Annotated in this window: 15 protein-coding genes and 1 riboswitch; all 15 genes read left to right on the top strand. The window is 46.4% G+C overall.

Annotation, left to right across the window (positions count from 1 at the left end):
- Nucleotides 1–128: 128 nt before the first annotated feature.
- The 15 genes from fni (at nucleotide 129) to upp (ending at nucleotide 16,644) form a co-directional block, all read left to right on the top strand.
- A complete protein-coding gene (gene fni, locus NST25_RS29120; protein ID WP_081391782.1) occupies nucleotides 129–1,268 on the top strand; it encodes a type 2 isopentenyl-diphosphate Delta-isomerase in 1,140 nt (379 codons plus the stop codon).
- A 36-nt stretch (nucleotides 1,269–1,304) separates the two neighbouring features.
- Nucleotides 1,305–1,775 (top strand): GNAT family N-acetyltransferase, encoded by a 471-nt coding sequence (locus NST25_RS29115; protein ID WP_232061473.1) that lies wholly within the window; start codon nucleotides 1,305–1,307, stop codon nucleotides 1,773–1,775.
- 167 nt (nucleotides 1,776–1,942) lie between these two features.
- Entirely contained in the window at nucleotides 1,943–3,310 is a 1,368-nt protein-coding gene (locus tag NST25_RS29110; RefSeq protein ID WP_139329814.1) for a S41 family peptidase, read from the top strand.
- A 100-nt stretch (nucleotides 3,311–3,410) separates the two neighbouring features.
- Nucleotides 3,411–4,511 carry a redox-regulated ATPase YchF gene (ychF, locus tag NST25_RS29105; protein WP_036681604.1) on the top strand — a complete coding sequence of 367 codons (1,101 nt, stop codon included), beginning with the start codon at nucleotides 3,411–3,413 and terminating at the stop codon, nucleotides 4,509–4,511.
- A gap of 233 nt (nucleotides 4,512–4,744) precedes the next feature.
- Nucleotides 4,745–5,821 carry a peptide chain release factor 1 gene (prfA, locus tag NST25_RS29100; protein WP_036681601.1) on the top strand — a complete coding sequence of 359 codons (1,077 nt, stop codon included), beginning with the start codon at nucleotides 4,745–4,747 and terminating at the stop codon, nucleotides 5,819–5,821.
- 25 nt (nucleotides 5,822–5,846) lie between these two features.
- Nucleotides 5,847–6,776 carry a peptide chain release factor N(5)-glutamine methyltransferase gene (gene prmC, locus NST25_RS29095; protein WP_340394476.1) on the top strand — a complete coding sequence of 310 codons (930 nt, stop codon included), beginning with the start codon at nucleotides 5,847–5,849 and terminating at the stop codon, nucleotides 6,774–6,776.
- A 140-nt stretch (nucleotides 6,777–6,916) separates the two neighbouring features.
- Nucleotides 6,917–8,101 carry an FtsW/RodA/SpoVE family cell cycle protein gene (locus NST25_RS29090; protein ID WP_076123938.1) on the top strand — a complete coding sequence of 395 codons (1,185 nt, stop codon included), beginning with the start codon at nucleotides 6,917–6,919 and terminating at the stop codon, nucleotides 8,099–8,101.
- A gap of 531 nt (nucleotides 8,102–8,632) precedes the next feature.
- Nucleotides 8,633–9,820 (top strand): FtsW/RodA/SpoVE family cell cycle protein, encoded by a 1,188-nt coding sequence (locus NST25_RS29085; RefSeq protein WP_076123936.1) that lies wholly within the window; start codon nucleotides 8,633–8,635, stop codon nucleotides 9,818–9,820.
- Nucleotides 9,821–9,903: 83 nt separating this feature from the next.
- Nucleotides 9,904–10,662, top strand: a complete 759-nt coding sequence (gene spoIIR, locus NST25_RS29080) for a stage II sporulation protein R (RefSeq protein WP_081382511.1) — start codon at nucleotides 9,904–9,906, stop codon at nucleotides 10,660–10,662.
- Between the two features lie 105 nt (nucleotides 10,663–10,767).
- Nucleotides 10,768–12,129, top strand: coding sequence for an L-threonylcarbamoyladenylate synthase (locus tag NST25_RS29075; RefSeq protein ID WP_076301562.1), 1,362 nt, complete (start codon nucleotides 10,768–10,770; stop codon nucleotides 12,127–12,129).
- Between the two features lie 104 nt (nucleotides 12,130–12,233).
- Nucleotides 12,234–12,806, top strand: coding sequence for a manganese efflux pump MntP family protein (locus NST25_RS29070; protein WP_076182070.1), 573 nt, complete (start codon nucleotides 12,234–12,236; stop codon nucleotides 12,804–12,806).
- 45 nt (nucleotides 12,807–12,851) lie between these two features.
- The gene (locus NST25_RS29065; protein ID WP_036681588.1) at nucleotides 12,852–13,439 is read left to right on the top strand and encodes a low molecular weight protein arginine phosphatase; all 588 of its coding nucleotides are present in this window, start codon (nucleotides 12,852–12,854) and stop codon (nucleotides 13,437–13,439) included.
- Nucleotides 13,440–13,487: 48 nt separating this feature from the next.
- Nucleotides 13,488–13,570, top strand: a riboswitch (ZMP/ZTP riboswitch).
- A 74-nt stretch (nucleotides 13,571–13,644) separates the two neighbouring features.
- On the top strand, nucleotides 13,645–14,229 hold the full coding sequence (locus tag NST25_RS29060) for a TIGR01440 family protein (protein ID WP_076099682.1): 585 nt from the start codon (nucleotides 13,645–13,647) through the stop codon (nucleotides 14,227–14,229).
- A gap of 115 nt (nucleotides 14,230–14,344) precedes the next feature.
- Nucleotides 14,345–15,592, top strand: a complete 1,248-nt coding sequence (gene glyA, locus NST25_RS29055; RefSeq protein WP_038573642.1) for a serine hydroxymethyltransferase — start codon at nucleotides 14,345–14,347, stop codon at nucleotides 15,590–15,592.
- A gap of 422 nt (nucleotides 15,593–16,014) precedes the next feature.
- A complete protein-coding gene (gene upp / locus NST25_RS29050) occupies nucleotides 16,015–16,644 on the top strand; it encodes a uracil phosphoribosyltransferase (protein ID WP_036681583.1) in 630 nt (209 codons plus the stop codon).
- Nucleotides 16,645–16,691: the final 47 nt, after the last annotated feature.

Here is a 16,691-nt window from a genome sequence, read left to right as displayed (position 1 = left end):
AATTAGTACGATGTTTATGAAATTAATGATTACGAAACCGGAGAATTGTAATCGCTAACCTCATATTGTAAATTCATCTGTAGGGATATGTTATAATAAATCGAGTTTGGAAATAGGAGGAACGCAGCATGAATCATACGCCAGAAGAGGCCGTGCCATATGATGCGACTAGGCAGTCTGGCGCAGATCATGGCAAGGACCTACCGGCTGCAGAGGCTTCTGACAAAAGATCTTTATTGCCTACATCGAAGACAGGCGAACGCAAAATTGAACATGTACGGCTTTGCCTAAATGAAGAAGTAGGTGGCGTCGGTGTGACTACAGGGTTTGAACATTACAGATTTCAGCATAATGCTCTGCCAGAGCTGAATTTCGACGATATATCATTGCAGACTACGTTTTTGGATCGTAAGCTGCGTACACCGCTGCTCATCAGCTCGATGACAGGTGGCAGTGCAGCTACAGGAGCGATTAATGCCCGGTTAGCCGCAGCTGCGCAGCGTCGTGGTTGGGCGCTGGGTGTAGGTTCGGTTCGGGCGGCAGTGGAGCGTTCTGAGCTTACGGCAACCTTTTATGTGCGGGATCAAGCGCCTGATATTCCGGTTATCGCCAATATTGGTGCTGTACAGCTGTCCTATGGTTTTGGGATTGAGGAATGTCGCCGGGCTGTGGATATCGCAGGTGCTGATTTTCTTGTACTGCATCTGAATGGCCTGCAAGAGGTCTTTCAACCGGAAGGGAACACTGGTTTTGCCTCTTTGCTATCGCAGATAGAGAAGGTATGCCGGGCACTTGAGGTCCCTGTAGGTGTGAAAGAAGTAGGCTGGGGCATTGATGGAGATGCAGCTGCACGTCTTTATGATGCAGGAGCGGCTTTTATTGATGTTGCGGGTGCAGGCGGGACATCTTGGAGTCAGGTGGAGAAGTTCCGCAGTGTAGATCCTATACGGCGGGCAGCGGCGGAGGCTTTCGCAGATTGGGGCACTCCAACAGCTGATTGTATCACAGAGGTGCGCGCAGTTTCTCCGCAGGGCGCTTTGATTGGCAGCGGCGGACTGAAACATGGCGTGGATGCAGCGAAAGCATTGGCACTTGGAGCTGATCTGGCAGGCTTTGGCCGCAATCTGTTAGGGCCGGCTGTCGATTCTGAAGAGGCGCTGGATGCTGCATTAGCACAGGTAGAACTGGAGCTAAAAATAGCAATGTTTGGTATTGGCGCTCCAGATTTAGCAACTTTACGTGGAACTTCCCGTTTAATACGTAAATAGGATGGTAAATATTGAAGCGAGGAAGTGAGTAAGATTATGATTAAACTGATCCATATGGATGAGTCGGCCTTTCAATTTTTCTTAGGTCAAGCTACCCGGGATTATGCGGAAGATAAGATCAGCGCCGGTGCTTGGGATCCAGAGATCGCGATGAAGCTGTCTGAGGAAGCTATAACGCGCTCTTTGCCAAAAGGGCTGCACACAGATGGTGCTTATCTATATTCTATAGTAGAAATAAGCAGTGATGAACAGGTGGGTTATATCTGGTTTAACGTAAGTGAAGGCCGTGGTGGCCGCGAGGCTTTCATTTATGATTTTTATGTTTTTGAACCGTTCCAGAGTAAGGGTTATGGCAAGCAGGCTATGATCGCACTCGATGAAGAAGCCCGGGAGATGAATGTTACCAAAATCGGGTTGCACGTCTTCGGCCAGAACAATCGCGCATTTGAGCTATACAAAAAAATGGGGTATATCGTAACTGACATCACGATGTCTAAAGATCTATAGTCCATAAGTGTGAGGACCTCGAAAGAGGTCTTTTTTTGTTTTTCTACTGAATTATTATGTAAATAATTGTGATAAATATATTTGATTTAGGATGATTAGGAAAATATGATTAAAAATAAATTCCTGAAAATAGATTGAGTCATAAAGAGAGAAAAGGGGGGATTAAGGTGAGGCCAAGGACTGTATCGTGGGTGGTTGTTTCCGCAGTAGTATTACTATTACTGGTTAGCTGCAACAGTGGCGATTTACCAGGAAAGAAGAAATCTGAGTCTGAGCAAGTCCAGGCAAGTCCGGTTGCACCGCTAGCCTCTCCAGCTGTAGTTGAAGAACAATCGAAAGTAACGTTGCCTTCATTGACAGTGGAAAAAAGGCTAGAGGATTTTGATTACATGTGGAAGATTATTGAGGAGAACTATCCTTTCCTAGAGGTGAATAAACGTCTCAATGGAGAGGATTGGCTTGCTAAAAAAGAGGAATACCGCAATAAAATAGCAGCCGTGAAATCGGATGATGAGTTTTTGAGACGAATGAGATTTGTCCTTAGCAGATTAAACAATGGGCATACGAATTTTATATCCAAGGAGGAATATCCTTGGTACCTACATACCTATGTTCAGGCAGGTTTTGGTTATGAACCTTGGATCGACGTGGTTCAACAGCCTAACGTATTGGCCCGTTACAACCAGAAACCTTTAACGGAGCAGCAAAACTCTAATGATATCAATAACGATATGCATAATGGTGGAGATGGAGTAGGAGATGTAACAAAAAAGACTTCTGGGAATGTAAAAAAAGTCATTATAGAGCCCGATCGAATCGCTTATCTCGGTATGCAAAGCTTTGACGGGAGTCTCATGGAGATGGACAGCTCCGAGATCCATGATTTTTTAATAGAGGTAAAGGACTATAAGACATTAATATTAGATATCCGCGGAAATGGGGGAGGAAACAGTAATTATTGGAGAATTCATATTGTTCCTCTGTTGATTAATAAACCTATCGAATATAATACATACTTCCTTTATACAAGAGGCAAATATGCGGAGACTTTTATGCAGGCACGTCAGATCACAGCCGGGCAACAACCTATTTCCGGCATCAAAGATGAGCAACTGCCTAATCTGCCATCTGAGGCTTTAAAGATGTTCAAGACATATAGAAAAATAAATGATGTAGTAACTCCTAATAAATCTGTTGGATTTGAAGGGAAAATCTATTTGCTGGTTGATAGCTCTGTGTATTCATCAGCGGAAGGTCTTGCAGCCTTTGCAAAAGGCACCGGGTTTGCAACGGTTGTAGGCGGCAGGACAGGTGGGGATGGACTAGGGATAGATCCGCTTGTTGTTGCATTGCCAAATAGCGGTTATGTATTCAGGTTTTCCTTTGAAATGGGTCTGAATTCTGATGGAAGTTGTAATGAAGAGGTAAAGACTGTGCCTGATGTGGAGGTTGATCCAGATAAATCTAAGCCATTACTGGACCAGCCGGCGATAAAAAAGGTATTAGAGCTTGCGCGTTCGGACACATCTGCTTGACATCCGGTGTTGCTGGCGAATATGTTCTAATATATAATGGTTTAGATCGTATAGCTTATTCGGATGATCAATTTAGCTGAAAATAGGAGTTGTCATATAAATGGCTTTGAAAGCTGGAATCGTCGGTCTTCCTAACGTAGGAAAATCCACATTGTTTAATGCGATAACGCAAGCGGGAGCAGAATCCGCTAACTACCCTTTTTGTACCATTGACCCTAACGTTGGTGTTGTTGAAGTTCCAGACGAACGTCTTGATAAACTGACTGAGCTGGTACAGCCGAACAAGACCGTACCTACTGCTTTTGAATTTGTTGATATTGCTGGTCTCGTGCGTGGTGCGAGTAAAGGCGAAGGACTAGGCAACAAGTTCCTGGCCCATATCCGTGAAGTAGATGCTATCGTGCATGTGGTTCGTTGTTTTGAAGATGAGAACGTTACCCACGTTGATGGAAAAGTAAATCCGATCAGCGACATCCAGACCATTAATCTGGAGCTGATCCTTGCTGATATTGAGAGCATTGAGAAGCGGATTGAGCGTTCCCGTAAGAATATCAAAGGCGGCGACAAGAAATACGCTCAAGAAGTTGAACTGCTAGAACGCGTCAAAGAAGTACTCTACGAAGATAAACCTGCACGCAGTATAGAATTGTCTGATGACGAGAAGCTTATTATCCGTGATCTTCATTTGTTAACATTGAAGCCAGTGCTGTATGCGGCGAATGTAAGTGAAGATGAAGTGGCAAGTGCTGAGGACAATCCTTATGTACAGCAAGTTCGTGATTTCGCAGCTACTGAAGGTGCAGAAGTGGTTCCGATCAGTGCTAAGGTGGAAGCAGAAATTGCTGAGCTTGAAGGCGAGGATAAAGCTATGTTCCTGGAAGAGCTGGGACTGGAAGAATCCGGCCTTAACCGGTTGATTAAAGCGGCTTATAAACTGCTTGGCTTGTATACGTATTTCACAGCAGGCGTTCAGGAAGTTCGGGCGTGGACGATTCGCCGCGGCACCAAAGCACCTGGAGCTGCCGGTGTGATTCATACAGATTTCGAACGCGGATTTATCCGTGCTGAAGTAGTGGCTTACGCGGATCTTGTGGCAGCTGGTTCCATGAACGGTGCGAAGGAACGTGGTCAACTACGTCTTGAAGGTAAAGAATATTTGGTGCAAGACGGCGACGTAATGCATTTCCGTTTTAACGTTTAAGAAGTTTTAAGTGTACGAATGATAAAGGGGTCATCTCGAGCAGTGGGAGTTTCTATTGCTGGGATGATCCTTTTTAAAAATATAAGCTTTTTATTAAGGTATTGTGCGTACGGAACTGTAGCCATTTCACAATATCTTTGGTATAATATAAAGTCGTATATCTATTTTTATGACAGTACAAATTTGATGTTATATTTGCGAATTTGAAATTGAATCAGGAGAGGTGAATTCCCTTGTTGGACCGATTGCAATCCCTGGCGGACCGCTATGAGAAGCTCAGTGAACTGCTTTGTGATCCGGATGTTGCAAACGACAGTAAGAAACTGAGGGACTATTCCAAAGAACAATCAGACCTACAGCCCGCATTTGAGGCGTATACTGAATATAAGAGTGTAATGGAAGAGCTTGAAGCTGCTAAGCAGATGCAAGGCGAAAAGCTTGATGATGAGATGAAAGAAATGGTCAAGATGGAAATTGATGACCTTTCCAAACGTCAAGTGGAGCTGGAAGAGAGAATCCGCGTATTGCTGCTGCCTAAAGACCCGAATGATGATAAGAACGTAATCGTTGAAATTCGTGGTGCAGCGGGTGGTGATGAAGCAGCATTGTTCGCTTCAGACCTTTACCGGATGTACACTCGTTATGCTGATGCACAAGGATGGCGCGTTGAGTTAATGGATGTTAACGCGAGTGATCTTGGTGGATTCAAAGAGGTAATCTTCCTTATTAACGGCCGTGGTGCATACAGTAAGCTGAAATACGAAAGTGGTGCGCATCGCGTACAACGTATCCCAGCGACCGAATCCGGAGGTCGTATTCATACCTCTACTTCTACGGTGTCTGTGATGCCGGAAGCTGAGGCTTTTGAGATCGAGATCCATGATAAAGATATTCGTGTGGATACCTTCTGTTCAAGTGGTGCAGGCGGACAGTCTGTAAATACGACCAAGTCTGCAGTACGTGTAACCCATGTACCTACAGGCATCGTTGCTACCTGTCAGGACGGTAAGTCACAGAACTCCAATAAAGAAAAAGCGCTGCAAGTGCTTCGTGCCCGTATCTCTGATATGAAACGGCAGGAAGAAGAAGCGAAGTATGCTGGTGAACGGAAGAGCAAAGTAGGTACGGGTGACCGTAGTGAGCGCATTCGGACGTATAACTTCCCGCAGAGCCGGGTTACAGACCATCGTATTGGCCTGACACTGCACCGTTTGGAGCAGGTTATGAACGGAGAAATCACTGAAATTATCTCAGCCCTTTCAATCGCTGAACAAGCTGACTTGATGGATAATATGGATAATGGAGAATAATGCTTTGAACGATGGCGTATATGTCATGTCGGAAGTCAAAAGCATCCGGGAAGCCTTTGCGGAGGCTTCTTCTTTTTTGAGCCGGAGCGGCTGCAATGAACCGCAGCGCAGTGCACAATTGCTGCTGGAGCATGTGCTTGGAGTGTCTGGTGCAGCTTATTACATGGCGCTGGCAGATCCTTTTCCAGCTGCGGTTAAGGAAGCATTTGAGGCGGGAGTTACCCGCCGAGGCGCTGGTGAGCCGGTGCAGTATATCATCGGTGAGCAAGAATTCTACGGGCGGCCTTTTGAGGTGACGCCTGACGTGCTTATTCCGCGGCCGGAGACGGAGCTGCTTGTCGAGGCGATTTTACGTTACGGCGCGGAGCTTTGGCCGGACGGCGTCGTAACGCCGGGCGAAGCGGCGCTGGATAGCGCGGGCGGCGCGGGGGACGTGCGCGCCGCAAGACCGCTGGCCGCCGTCGATATCGGCGCCGGCAGCGGTGCGATCTCCGTCACGTTGGCGGCGGAAGCGCCGGCGTGGCGGGTCTGCGCCGGCGATATTTCGCCGGCGGCTCTGGCTGTGGCCGAGCGCAACGCTTTGCGCAATGGCACAGCTGTGGACTTTCGGCTCGGCGATCTGCTCGAGCCGTTCGCGGGGATGGAGACGGATATTCTCGTCTCCAACCCGCCATACATCCCCGGCGAGGATATCGCCGGGCTGCAGCGTGAGGTGCGCGACCATGAGCCGCGCACTGCGCTGGATGGCGGAGCGGACGGGCTGGACCCGTACCGCCGCATGATGGAGCAGCTGACGCTGCTCCCGGCACCGCCGCGCCTGATCGGCTTTGAGCTTGGCTTCGGTCAAGCTGAGCAAGTCGCTGCACTCCTTGCGGCAGCGGGCCATTGGACCGAGATTATCACCATTAATGATCTGGCTGGAATCCCGCGTCATGTGCTAGGCATAACGAGATAATATTGCCTGCTATGCAGAGGGTTCATTTTGTCCGGAGTAGAGAAATTGTATTTTCAATCCGACTTCCTTTACAATAGAATTTAGCAGGATTTCTTAGGGGATCATAAAGAAAGCCCAGATATAGAGTAGGGAGGCAGAGCGTGCTTCAGAAGATTAAAAAGATTGATGGTGCTATTGTAGTCGTTCTGTTATTACTCATGGTGGTCAGCATCTTCGCCATATATAGCGTTACTCATGGAAGAGAGAAGCTGGACGGACATCATATTCGTATGATGATGTATTATGCTATTGGTTTTGTAGCTTTTATTGGAATGACCTTTTTGGATTACAGAATATTAGTGAAATATGCGATATATATTTATCTGTTTGGGATAGGGATGCTGGTGCTCGTCAGCTTTTTGGGCGAGACCAAAAATAATGCGCAAGGCTGGTTGACCCTGCCGGGGGGCCTGAGTCTGCAGCCTGCAGAGCTGTTCAAGCTGATATTAATTCTTTTTCTGGCAGCCATGCTTGTCCGCAAGAATAAGAGTAAGCTTCTGTTCTGGCGGGATGTTGTGCCGCTCGGCCTTCTGACCTTGTTTCCGTTCCTTATTGTCCTTACCCAAAATGACCTTGGGAATGCCTTGTCTTACGTTGTGATTCTTGCGGGTCTGTTGTGGATTGGCAATATTAAATACACGCATGCATTAATCGGGCTGGTCATCGTGGCTAGTTCTGCGATTGCGGGAATTATGAGTTATATCCATTATCATGATGAAATTAAAACCTTTCTTACGGATATTGGACGATCTCACTGGATTGAACGTTTTGATCCTTGGCTTGTTCCAGACAAGGCAACAGCCAAAGCCCTTTATCATACTAAAAACGCCAAGCTGGCGATTGCATCAGGTGGAATGAGTGGCGAAGGCTACATGAACGGCAGCTCCGTTCAGACGGATCGGGTGCCATATACGTATTCAGATTCTATCTTTGTGCAGATTGCCGAAGAATTTGGGTTTGTAGGTTCGGCGTTTGTGTTGCTGCTGTACTTTATTTTGATTCACCGGATGATTCTGATTGCGCTGGAGTCTAGGGATAGAGCTGGCCCTTTCCTGATTGTCGGTGTTGTCGCGATGATGTTGTATCAGATTTTTGAGAATATCGGCGCATTTATCGGCTTGATGCCATTGACTGGTATTACGTTACCTTTCATCAGCTTCGGGGGTACATCACTGCTTATCAACATGGCCAGCATTGGTTTGGTAATGAGTGTACGTCTGCACGGGCAAGAAGTGGAAGAGGATTTTCCTAAACCTACTCCTTATGCAGCTGCCAAACAGGTGTAACTACGAAATAAAATAGAACCGTCAGGTCCTTATTGTTTAATAGGGGTGCTGGCGGTTCTTTTTGATGGAGGACGGCTTCGTCGGATTGGTGTAATATAATACGGACCGTTTCAGGTAAGCAGGCTGGAAGCAATTCGTATTTGTATTTGCATTTGTATCATATTCGTATTTGTATCCTGACTCGGACTCAGATGCGCTTATACTCGAATATTAACTACGTATTGGATAGTATCGGACCGCAAAGACGTTATTTGATCAAAAAGACTGGATTTACTGCAAAATGGCAAGTAATAACGACTCTGGAGTCCGCAAAAGTTCCCGTGAAGCAATAAATCCATAAATAAAGTCTACGGAGTCCGTTAGGTTTGGATCATAGAGTAAAATCACGTCAGAGTGTAATTTTAATAGAAAGATATTTTATAGATTGGCTACATAAATTTGGAATTATATTCACGAATGTTCTACAATAGAAAGGAACGACTTTCCCTGAGAGAGGAGAGTTGAAACCTTAACAGAGTAAGGGGCTTGCAGATGCTTCAAAAGTTCAAAAGGATTGATAAGGTAATCGTTACTGTTCTGATTATGCTGATGGTGATTAGTATTTTTTCAATATACAGTGTAACCAATGGAAGAATAACGCCTCCGATGAAATTGGATGGATTTCATTTACAAATGCTTAAATACTATATTTTAGGTTTTGTAGTTTTTATTGTGCTCGCTTTTGTGGACTTTAAGATATTTGTTAAACATGCACTTTATATTTATCTCTTGGGCTTAGTCTTGTTAGTGTCGGTTAGTTTTATTGGTAAAGTAGAGAACGGTGCTCAATTGGGACTTGAGATCGGTGGACTTAGGTTTCAGCCTGCCGAGCTGTTTAAATTGGTATTGATTCTTTTTTTATCATCGATCTTAATTCGAAAACAAGGGTCTACCTTAACCTTCTGGAAAGGGATTGTTCCTCTCACCATTCTTACGTTCATTCCATTTGGTATAGTCATTATGCAAAATGATTTGGGAAATGCCCTTAGCTACATCGTAATATTGATTGGGCTTCTATGGATCGGGAATATCAAATTGTCGCATGCACTCATCGGTTTGCTTATAGTGGGTGGGATCGGCCTTGCTGGGATTTTGAGCTACATAAACTATCATGATGAGGCAGTCAAATTTTTTGAAGGCATTGGTAAGGATCATTTAGTGGAGCGGTTTGACCCTTGGCTGGTACCTGATTTAGCGACAGATAAGGCAAGCTATCACACGAAAAATGCCAAAATAGCTATAGCCTCCGGGGGAATGAGTGGAGAGGGATATATGCAGGGCAGCTCTGTGCAGAATAATCGTGTCCCATATACCTATTCGGATGCGATATTCGTGCAGATTGCCGAGGAGTTTGGATTTGTGGGGTCTGCGCTACTGCTCTTGCTCTTTTTTATTTTGCTGCATCGGATGATATTGATTGCTCTCGAGAGTAAGGAGCGTAGCGGACCATTTCTAATCATTGGAATTACGGCTATGCTGTTGTATCAAATTCTTGAGAATGTTGGAGCTTTTATCGGCCTGATGCCGTTGACAGGAATAACACTTCCGTTTATCAGTTATGGAGGCACGTCTCTTCTGATTAATATGGCCAGCATGGGGGTCGTGATGAGCGTGCATCTTTATGGGCAGGATGTAGAGGAAGATTTGCAGCTGCATAAGGAGCTGGCATTGAAGTTATAATTTTAATAGATTCATAGGTTTGCAGTCTCTTATCTCCGGGCATACTACTAGCATGAGAGTTAAGAGGAGAGGGGCTGCAACAAATGAACGATAATCATATGGATAAAAGAGATTCCTTACGTGTAACTTTTAAGTATACTGCCATTTTAATTTGTTTTTTTATGGTCCTCATGATGGCTTGGGAAGGTCAAAAAACCGATGCTGCAGTAGCTGAAGTATCTATTCCCCAAGAATCTATCCGGTTACGTATTCTAGCTAATTCTGACGGAGCGCAAGATCAGCTGGTGAAACGGCAAATTCGCGATAAAATTGTGGAGCAAATGAACCAGTGGGTATCCGCTCTTGAGGATCCACAGAGCTTGGAGCAGGCACGTGCTCTGATTAGAAATCATCTGCCGGAGCTTAACGCGTTGGTTGGATCAGAGCTGGAGAAACGGGGCATTGAATATTCCTATAAAGTGGAGCTGGGCGTAGTCCCTTTTCCAACCAAATTATACGGTGGCACCGTCTATCCTGCTGGGGAGTATGAAGCTGTTCGGGTCACACTTGGTGCGGGCAAGGGGCAAAATTGGTGGTGTGTACTGTTTCCTCCGCTTTGCTTTATCGATGCAGGCTCTGGAGATGCGGCAGCACCTGCTGCTGACAAAGGTACAAAAACAGTGTCCGCTGCTGGTGCGGATAACAGTGCTAAGGTGAAATCAGCAGCTGCAAAAACAGTGCAGGCTGATTCCTCGGCAGGAAGTGCTTCATCAGGAGAAACTGCTGCTGAGCCAGAGGTACGGTTCTTCGTCTGGGAGCTGCTGCAAAACCTTTGGAACTGGATCAGTGGATTATGGTCGTAAGACCCCAGATGTGTTACTATTTTATAAGCAGATCTATCACGGCTCCCTACAGGGGCCGTTTTTTTGCTAAGCTAAATTATATCTTCTAGAAAGCCTGTGATGAGAATGAATGAACACAATAATCCTTTATTCGCCGTTCAGCGGCGGAGTGGAAATAGAGATGAGACTGTATACTGGAAGTTGAATTCCGCTGAGGGAACGAACTCTGAGGTATTTCAGCCGAATGAAGCTGACAAGCTGGCGATAGCGGAGGCAGCAACAATGCTTCGTGAAGGCGGAACCGTGGCTTTTACAACCGAAACCGTCTACGGGCTAGGGGCGGATGCCCGAAATACGGCGGCAGTTGAGGCTGTTTTTGCGGCAAAAGGACGGCCCTCTGACAATCCGTTAATTGTGCATATTGCGGATACGGCAGCTTTGGACGAGCTTGTTGTAGAGGTGCATCCTAAGGCGGCCGCGCTGATGGCAGCTTATTGGCCTGGTCCGCTGACAGTTGTGCTTCCTGTTCGTGAAGGTGTACTGTCGCCCTGTGTGACGGCGGGTTTGGATACGGTTGGTGTGCGGATGCCGGATCATCCGGTAGCTCTAGCACTGATAAGTGCCGCAGGTTGTCCAGTTGCGGCGCCCAGTGCTAATCGTTCGGGTCGCCCGAGCCCGACATTAGCTTCGCATGTGATGGAAGATTTGGCTGGATACATTGATGGCGTCCTTGATGGTGGTGCTGCTGGAGTTGGACTAGAGTCAACAGTCGTGCAGGTACAGCCTGACGGAAAAGTTGCTGTGCTGCGCCCCGGCGGGATTACTTCGGAACAATTGGCTGCAGTGGTGGGAGCAGAAGCTGTAAGCTCAGAGCCCGGTAATGCTGAGACAACTGCTACCGCTACCGCAACCGCTACTGTCTTGGCTGATTCGGGGACGACAAACTCTGTTATTGATTTCAGTACTGCTGAGCCAATCACAGCTAAAGCAACTACCGCGCAATCTTCAGCGGATTGCCTGAATGTTAACAATCGTGAGCCTTTCGAAAGGGCTTCCGCATCTATTGAGCAGCATGGTGCGGATGCTGCTGGCGATATTTCGGCGCCGCGCGCGCCGGGCATGAAGTACACGCACTACGCACCGCGCGGCTGGCTTGGTGTAGTGCGCGGCTCTTCCCCGCAGCGCGTGGCGGATGAAGCCGCAAGTCAACTTCAGGCGGCGCAGCTAAACGGCGAGGTCACGGGCTTGCTCCTCTTCGATGAGCATAAGGCCCTTTATCCCGCCGACCCTGCCGCCTGTGTTCTTTCCCTCGGCTCGTTATCCTCGCCGGAGGAAGGGGCTCGCTCCCTATATGCCGCCTTGCGGTGCTTCGATGAAGCGGGAGCGACTTACATCTTAGCCGAGGCTTGCCCGTATACCGGCCTCGGCGCTGCAATCATGAACCGGCTTATGAAAGCCGCCGGCGGATCTGTCATCGACGCCGGATAACCACGGCATTGCTTTTTCGTATATGACTCCCATATGAAGTCATGATTACCCCCTTGTCCGCATATCGTTGTTGTACAAGATATTTCGGACTTGGGGGGTTAAGCATGGGCTTAGGAGATGTATATACCGAATGGGGGCAGATTGTTACCATTACTATAATGGCGGTTGCATTAGGGATGGATGCTTTTTCGCTCGGTGTAGGGATCGGGATGAAAGGTATTCGTCTGCTGCATATTCTGCAAATGAGTCTGCTCATTGCTGTTTTTCATATGCTGATGCCTCTCCTGGGTTTATTGACAGGAAGTTATGTCGGACACCTGTTAGGTCAAGTAACGACTTATGCTGCTGGAGGTCTTCTAGTTCTTTTGGGCGGGCATATGGTGTACAACTCCTTTCGTCCGGACACAGGAAGCTCACGAGCTATGGATCATCGAACCTTGTGGGGGATGATACTTCTTTCGCTCAGTGTCAGTATTGACTCTTTCTCTGTGGGTGTATCACTGGGGATGTTTGTGAATGGAGTACTTTTGACCATCTTAGCCTTCGGTGCTTGCGGGGGACTAATGTCGATTCTAGGGTTGCTAATTGGACGGCATGTCAGTCGTGGTCTAGGGGATTATGGAGAAGCGCTAGGCGGTGCAATACTTCTGGGGTTTGGCTTGCTATTCATCTTTTGATACAATAACGGCATTAGAATATTTAATTTCATGGGGGTGCAAAACATGCTGCATATTTTATTCGTCTGCACCGGGAATACATGCCGAAGTCCTATGGCTGAGGGGCTTTTACGAAAGCTCGCGAAGGAACGTGGAATCGACCTGGAAGTGCGGTCTGCAGGTGTATCCGCCATTTCCGGTACTTCTATATCAAGACATGCTGCAGCTATACTGCAGGAAGAAGGAATTCATGATTCAATGGAGTCGTCACAATTGACAGGTCAAGCTGTCGCTTGGGCCGACCTTGTGCTGACCTTGACGGGTGGGCATAAGCAGCATTTGCTGCAGTATTTTCCAGATGCTGTAACGAAAACCTATACATTGAAGGAATACGTGCATGATGAAGATGCGGTGACGGAAGATATCAAGGAATTGGACAGCCTTTACGCAGATGCGGAGTTGAGCTTAGCACTTGGTGGTGAACCGAATGCAACGGATCTGCAGCGGATGATTGAGATTCGCCAGCGTATTCCGAGCTTCGATATTTCTGATCCATTTGGTGGCACGCGTGAGGACTATGAGCTAACTGCTGCTGAGATTCGCACTGCGCTATTCAGTTTGCTGGATAAGCTGGAAACCTTCCGCCATTTGTAAATGGTTGATTTTCAGTTCACTTTGCTTTAAGATGAAGTTACAAATAATCGGTTCCGATGTAACTGGCGACAAATGTGGATCAAACCACGATGGAGCATCGGAATAAACGGCCGGTCGCCTGGGCAAAAGAGCAAATCCGCAGCTACCTGCGGACTGCTCTTTTTTGTTTAAAATAAGCTTGTTTGAAGTTTGAGGAGGTAGAGTGATGGACGAAGTTGTGGAGCTATCATTAACTGAAGCCACCGTCACTGTGTTAAGGGAGTTGGCGGAGGCTGGTAACCTTGGGTCAGGCAAAATTGTTGTCGTCGGAGTGAGCACAAGTGAGGTTGCTGGTGTCCGGATTGGAACTGGTGGTGCACTTGAAGTTGCAGAACAACTGCTTGAAGGTGTTCGTTTAGTAGCAGCGGAAAAAGGATTTCATCCGGTGTATCAGTGCTGCGAGCATTTAAATCGTGCACTTGTAATGGAACGCTCTCTGCTAGAGTCACTTGGTCTGAAGGAAGTATCAGCTGTACCTATACGAGGTGCTGGAGGTTCGATGGCTACGGCTGCTTATCACGCTATGAAAGATCCTGTTTTGGCGGAAACGATAGAAGCTCATGCTGGTTTAGATATTGGCGAGACACTGATAGGAATGCATTTACGGCGGGTAGCCGTTCCTTTCCGTCCGACTCTACGATACATTGGAGCAGCCAGAGTGAATGCGGCATGGACCAGACCCCCACTAATTGGCGGGGAACGTGCGGTATATCGTGCTCCAGAACAAAGTGGTTCACAGTTTTGTGATTAACGAACTTTAGTTTTTATATTTTTTGCAGAAACGTAGACCTAAGTCTCTTTATGGCGGGCAAATCGTTTCTACTTAAATACAACATATCTACACACACTAGGGAGGAAATAAGAACATGGAACAATTGCGTAAGAGTGACCCGGCAGTACTGGAAGCGATGGAACTGGAACTGAAACGTCAGCGTGCCAACATTGAGCTTATTGCCTCAGAGAATATCGTTAGCGAAGCCGTAATGGAAGCTATGGGCTCCGTGCTTACGAACAAATATGCAGAAGGTTATCCAGGCAAACGTTATTATGGCGGCTGTGAAGATGTAGATATCGTTGAGAACCTTGCTCGTGATCGTGCAAAAGAATTGTTTGGCGCGGATCATGTCAACGTACAACCACATTCCGGCGCTCAAGCAAATATGGCAGTTTATCTGGCTGCACTTAAGCCTGGCGACACCGTTCTTGGAATGAATTTGGCGCACGGTGGTCATTTGACACATGGTAGCCCAGTTAATGCTTCTGGATTGCTTTATAACTTCGTTGCTTATGGAGTACAAGAAGATACTTTCCTAATTGATTATGATGAAGTACGTAAAGCAGCCTTCAAGCACCGTCCAAAAATGATTGTAGCTGGTGCTAGTGCCTATCCGCGTATTATTGATTTCGAAAAACTTGGCGCTATCGCCAATGATGTGGGTGCGCTATTTATGGTAGATATGGCCCATATCGCAGGATTGGTTGCTGCTGGTCTTCATCCGAGCCCGGTTCCTCATGCTCATTTCGTTACAACTACTACGCATAAGACTTTGCGCGGTCCCCGCGGAGGTATGATTATGTGCAGACAGCCTTGGGCAGCTGCTATTGATAAAGCGGTATTCCCTGGTTCCCAAGGTGGACCTCTGATGCATGTAATTGCTTCAAAAGCAGTCGCATTTGGTGAGGCATTGCAGCCATCCTTTAAGACTTATGCTCAAAATGTAGTGAAGAACGCTAATGTTCTTGCAGAAACGTTGATCAGCGAAGGGGTTAACATTGTATCCGGAGGTACAGATAACCACTTGATGCTGCTGGATACCCGTAATCTGAACATTACCGGAAAAGATGCGGAAAAAGTACTAGATTCCATCGGGATTACTGTGAATAAAAACGCAATTCCATTTGATCCTACAAGTCCTTTCGTAACAAGCGGTATTCGTATTGGTACACCTGCAGTCACATCCCGTGGTATGGACGAGCAGGCGATGGTCACTATTGGACGTATCATTGCTAATGTTCTAAAGAATCCGAAGGATGAGGCAAACTTGGCAGAATCTGCGCGTCAAGTGGCTGAGTTGACTGACCAATACCCTCTTTATCCAGAGTTGAAATACTAAATCTTTGCTTCTAATAAGAAATGATTCTGCCTCCATCCATACCCTCTTCCGGGTTTGATGGAGGCTTTTTTGTTGCATATTGTTCACAAATATCACTGTAGGTAATAGATGAAATTGAATGAAATTAATCATGAAAGTTCATGGAACTTTCAATAAAATTAGTGAAAATAATGTGAATAGTATGAAAAAGCCAAAGTTGCACAACATAATCTAGGTTTTATAAGTGATTGGTTTCCTAATTAAGCCAATCATTACCTTTAAAAACAAGGAAATACAAAGGAATATGTTCAATGTGAGTTCAAGTACCATTCTGAGGTGAAATGCAGCGGCGGGAGTGCTATAATAGACAGGATTTAGCCACTGAGAAGCAAAGCGCTTTCTATGGCTATAGACAAGACTTACAATTACCGGAGGGACAGTAAATGGGAAAATTGGTGATTTGCGATCATCCTTTAATTCAACACAAACTAACATTTATTCGCGACGTTAGAACAAACACGAAGGATTTCAGAGAACATGTTGACGAAGTTGCCACATTGATGGCTTATGAGATTACACGTGATATTCCACTAGAGACCATTACGGTACAAACACCGGTCACTGAGACGGAAAGCAAAGTGATTTCGGGAAGAATGCTGGGGCTTATTCCTATTCTTCGTGCGGGTTTAGGTATGCTTGAAGGTGTACTGAAGCTTCTACCTGCGGCTAAAGTAGGACATGTAGGGCTTTTCCGTGATCCAGACACTCTTCAACCAGTGGAGTATTATATCAAGCTTCCAACGGACGTACAGGAACGTGAATTGATAGTAATTGACCCGATGCTTGCTACAGGCGGATCCGCAATTGCTGCGATTACCTCACTGAAGAACCGTGGCTGTACACAGATCAAAATGATGAACTTGATTGCAGCGCCAGAAGGTGTTGCTGCAGTTCAGGAAGCTCATCCGGATGTTGATATTTATGTAGCAGCGCTTGATGATCATTTGAATGAACATGGTTACATCGTGCCAGGTCTTGGTGATGCTGGTGACCGTCTTTATGGAACCAAGTAATAAGTAATTAAGTATTAAGTATAGTAATGCGAGAATATTTGATGAGA

It is taken from the genome of Paenibacillus sp. FSL E2-0190, assembly GCF_037992965.1.
GTDB classification, from domain to species: domain Bacteria; phylum Bacillota; class Bacilli; order Paenibacillales; family Paenibacillaceae; genus Paenibacillus_AQ; species Paenibacillus_AQ odorifer.
The sequence above is the reverse complement of the archived record's forward strand: the minus strand, read 5'-3'. Positions and strand labels throughout refer to the sequence as shown.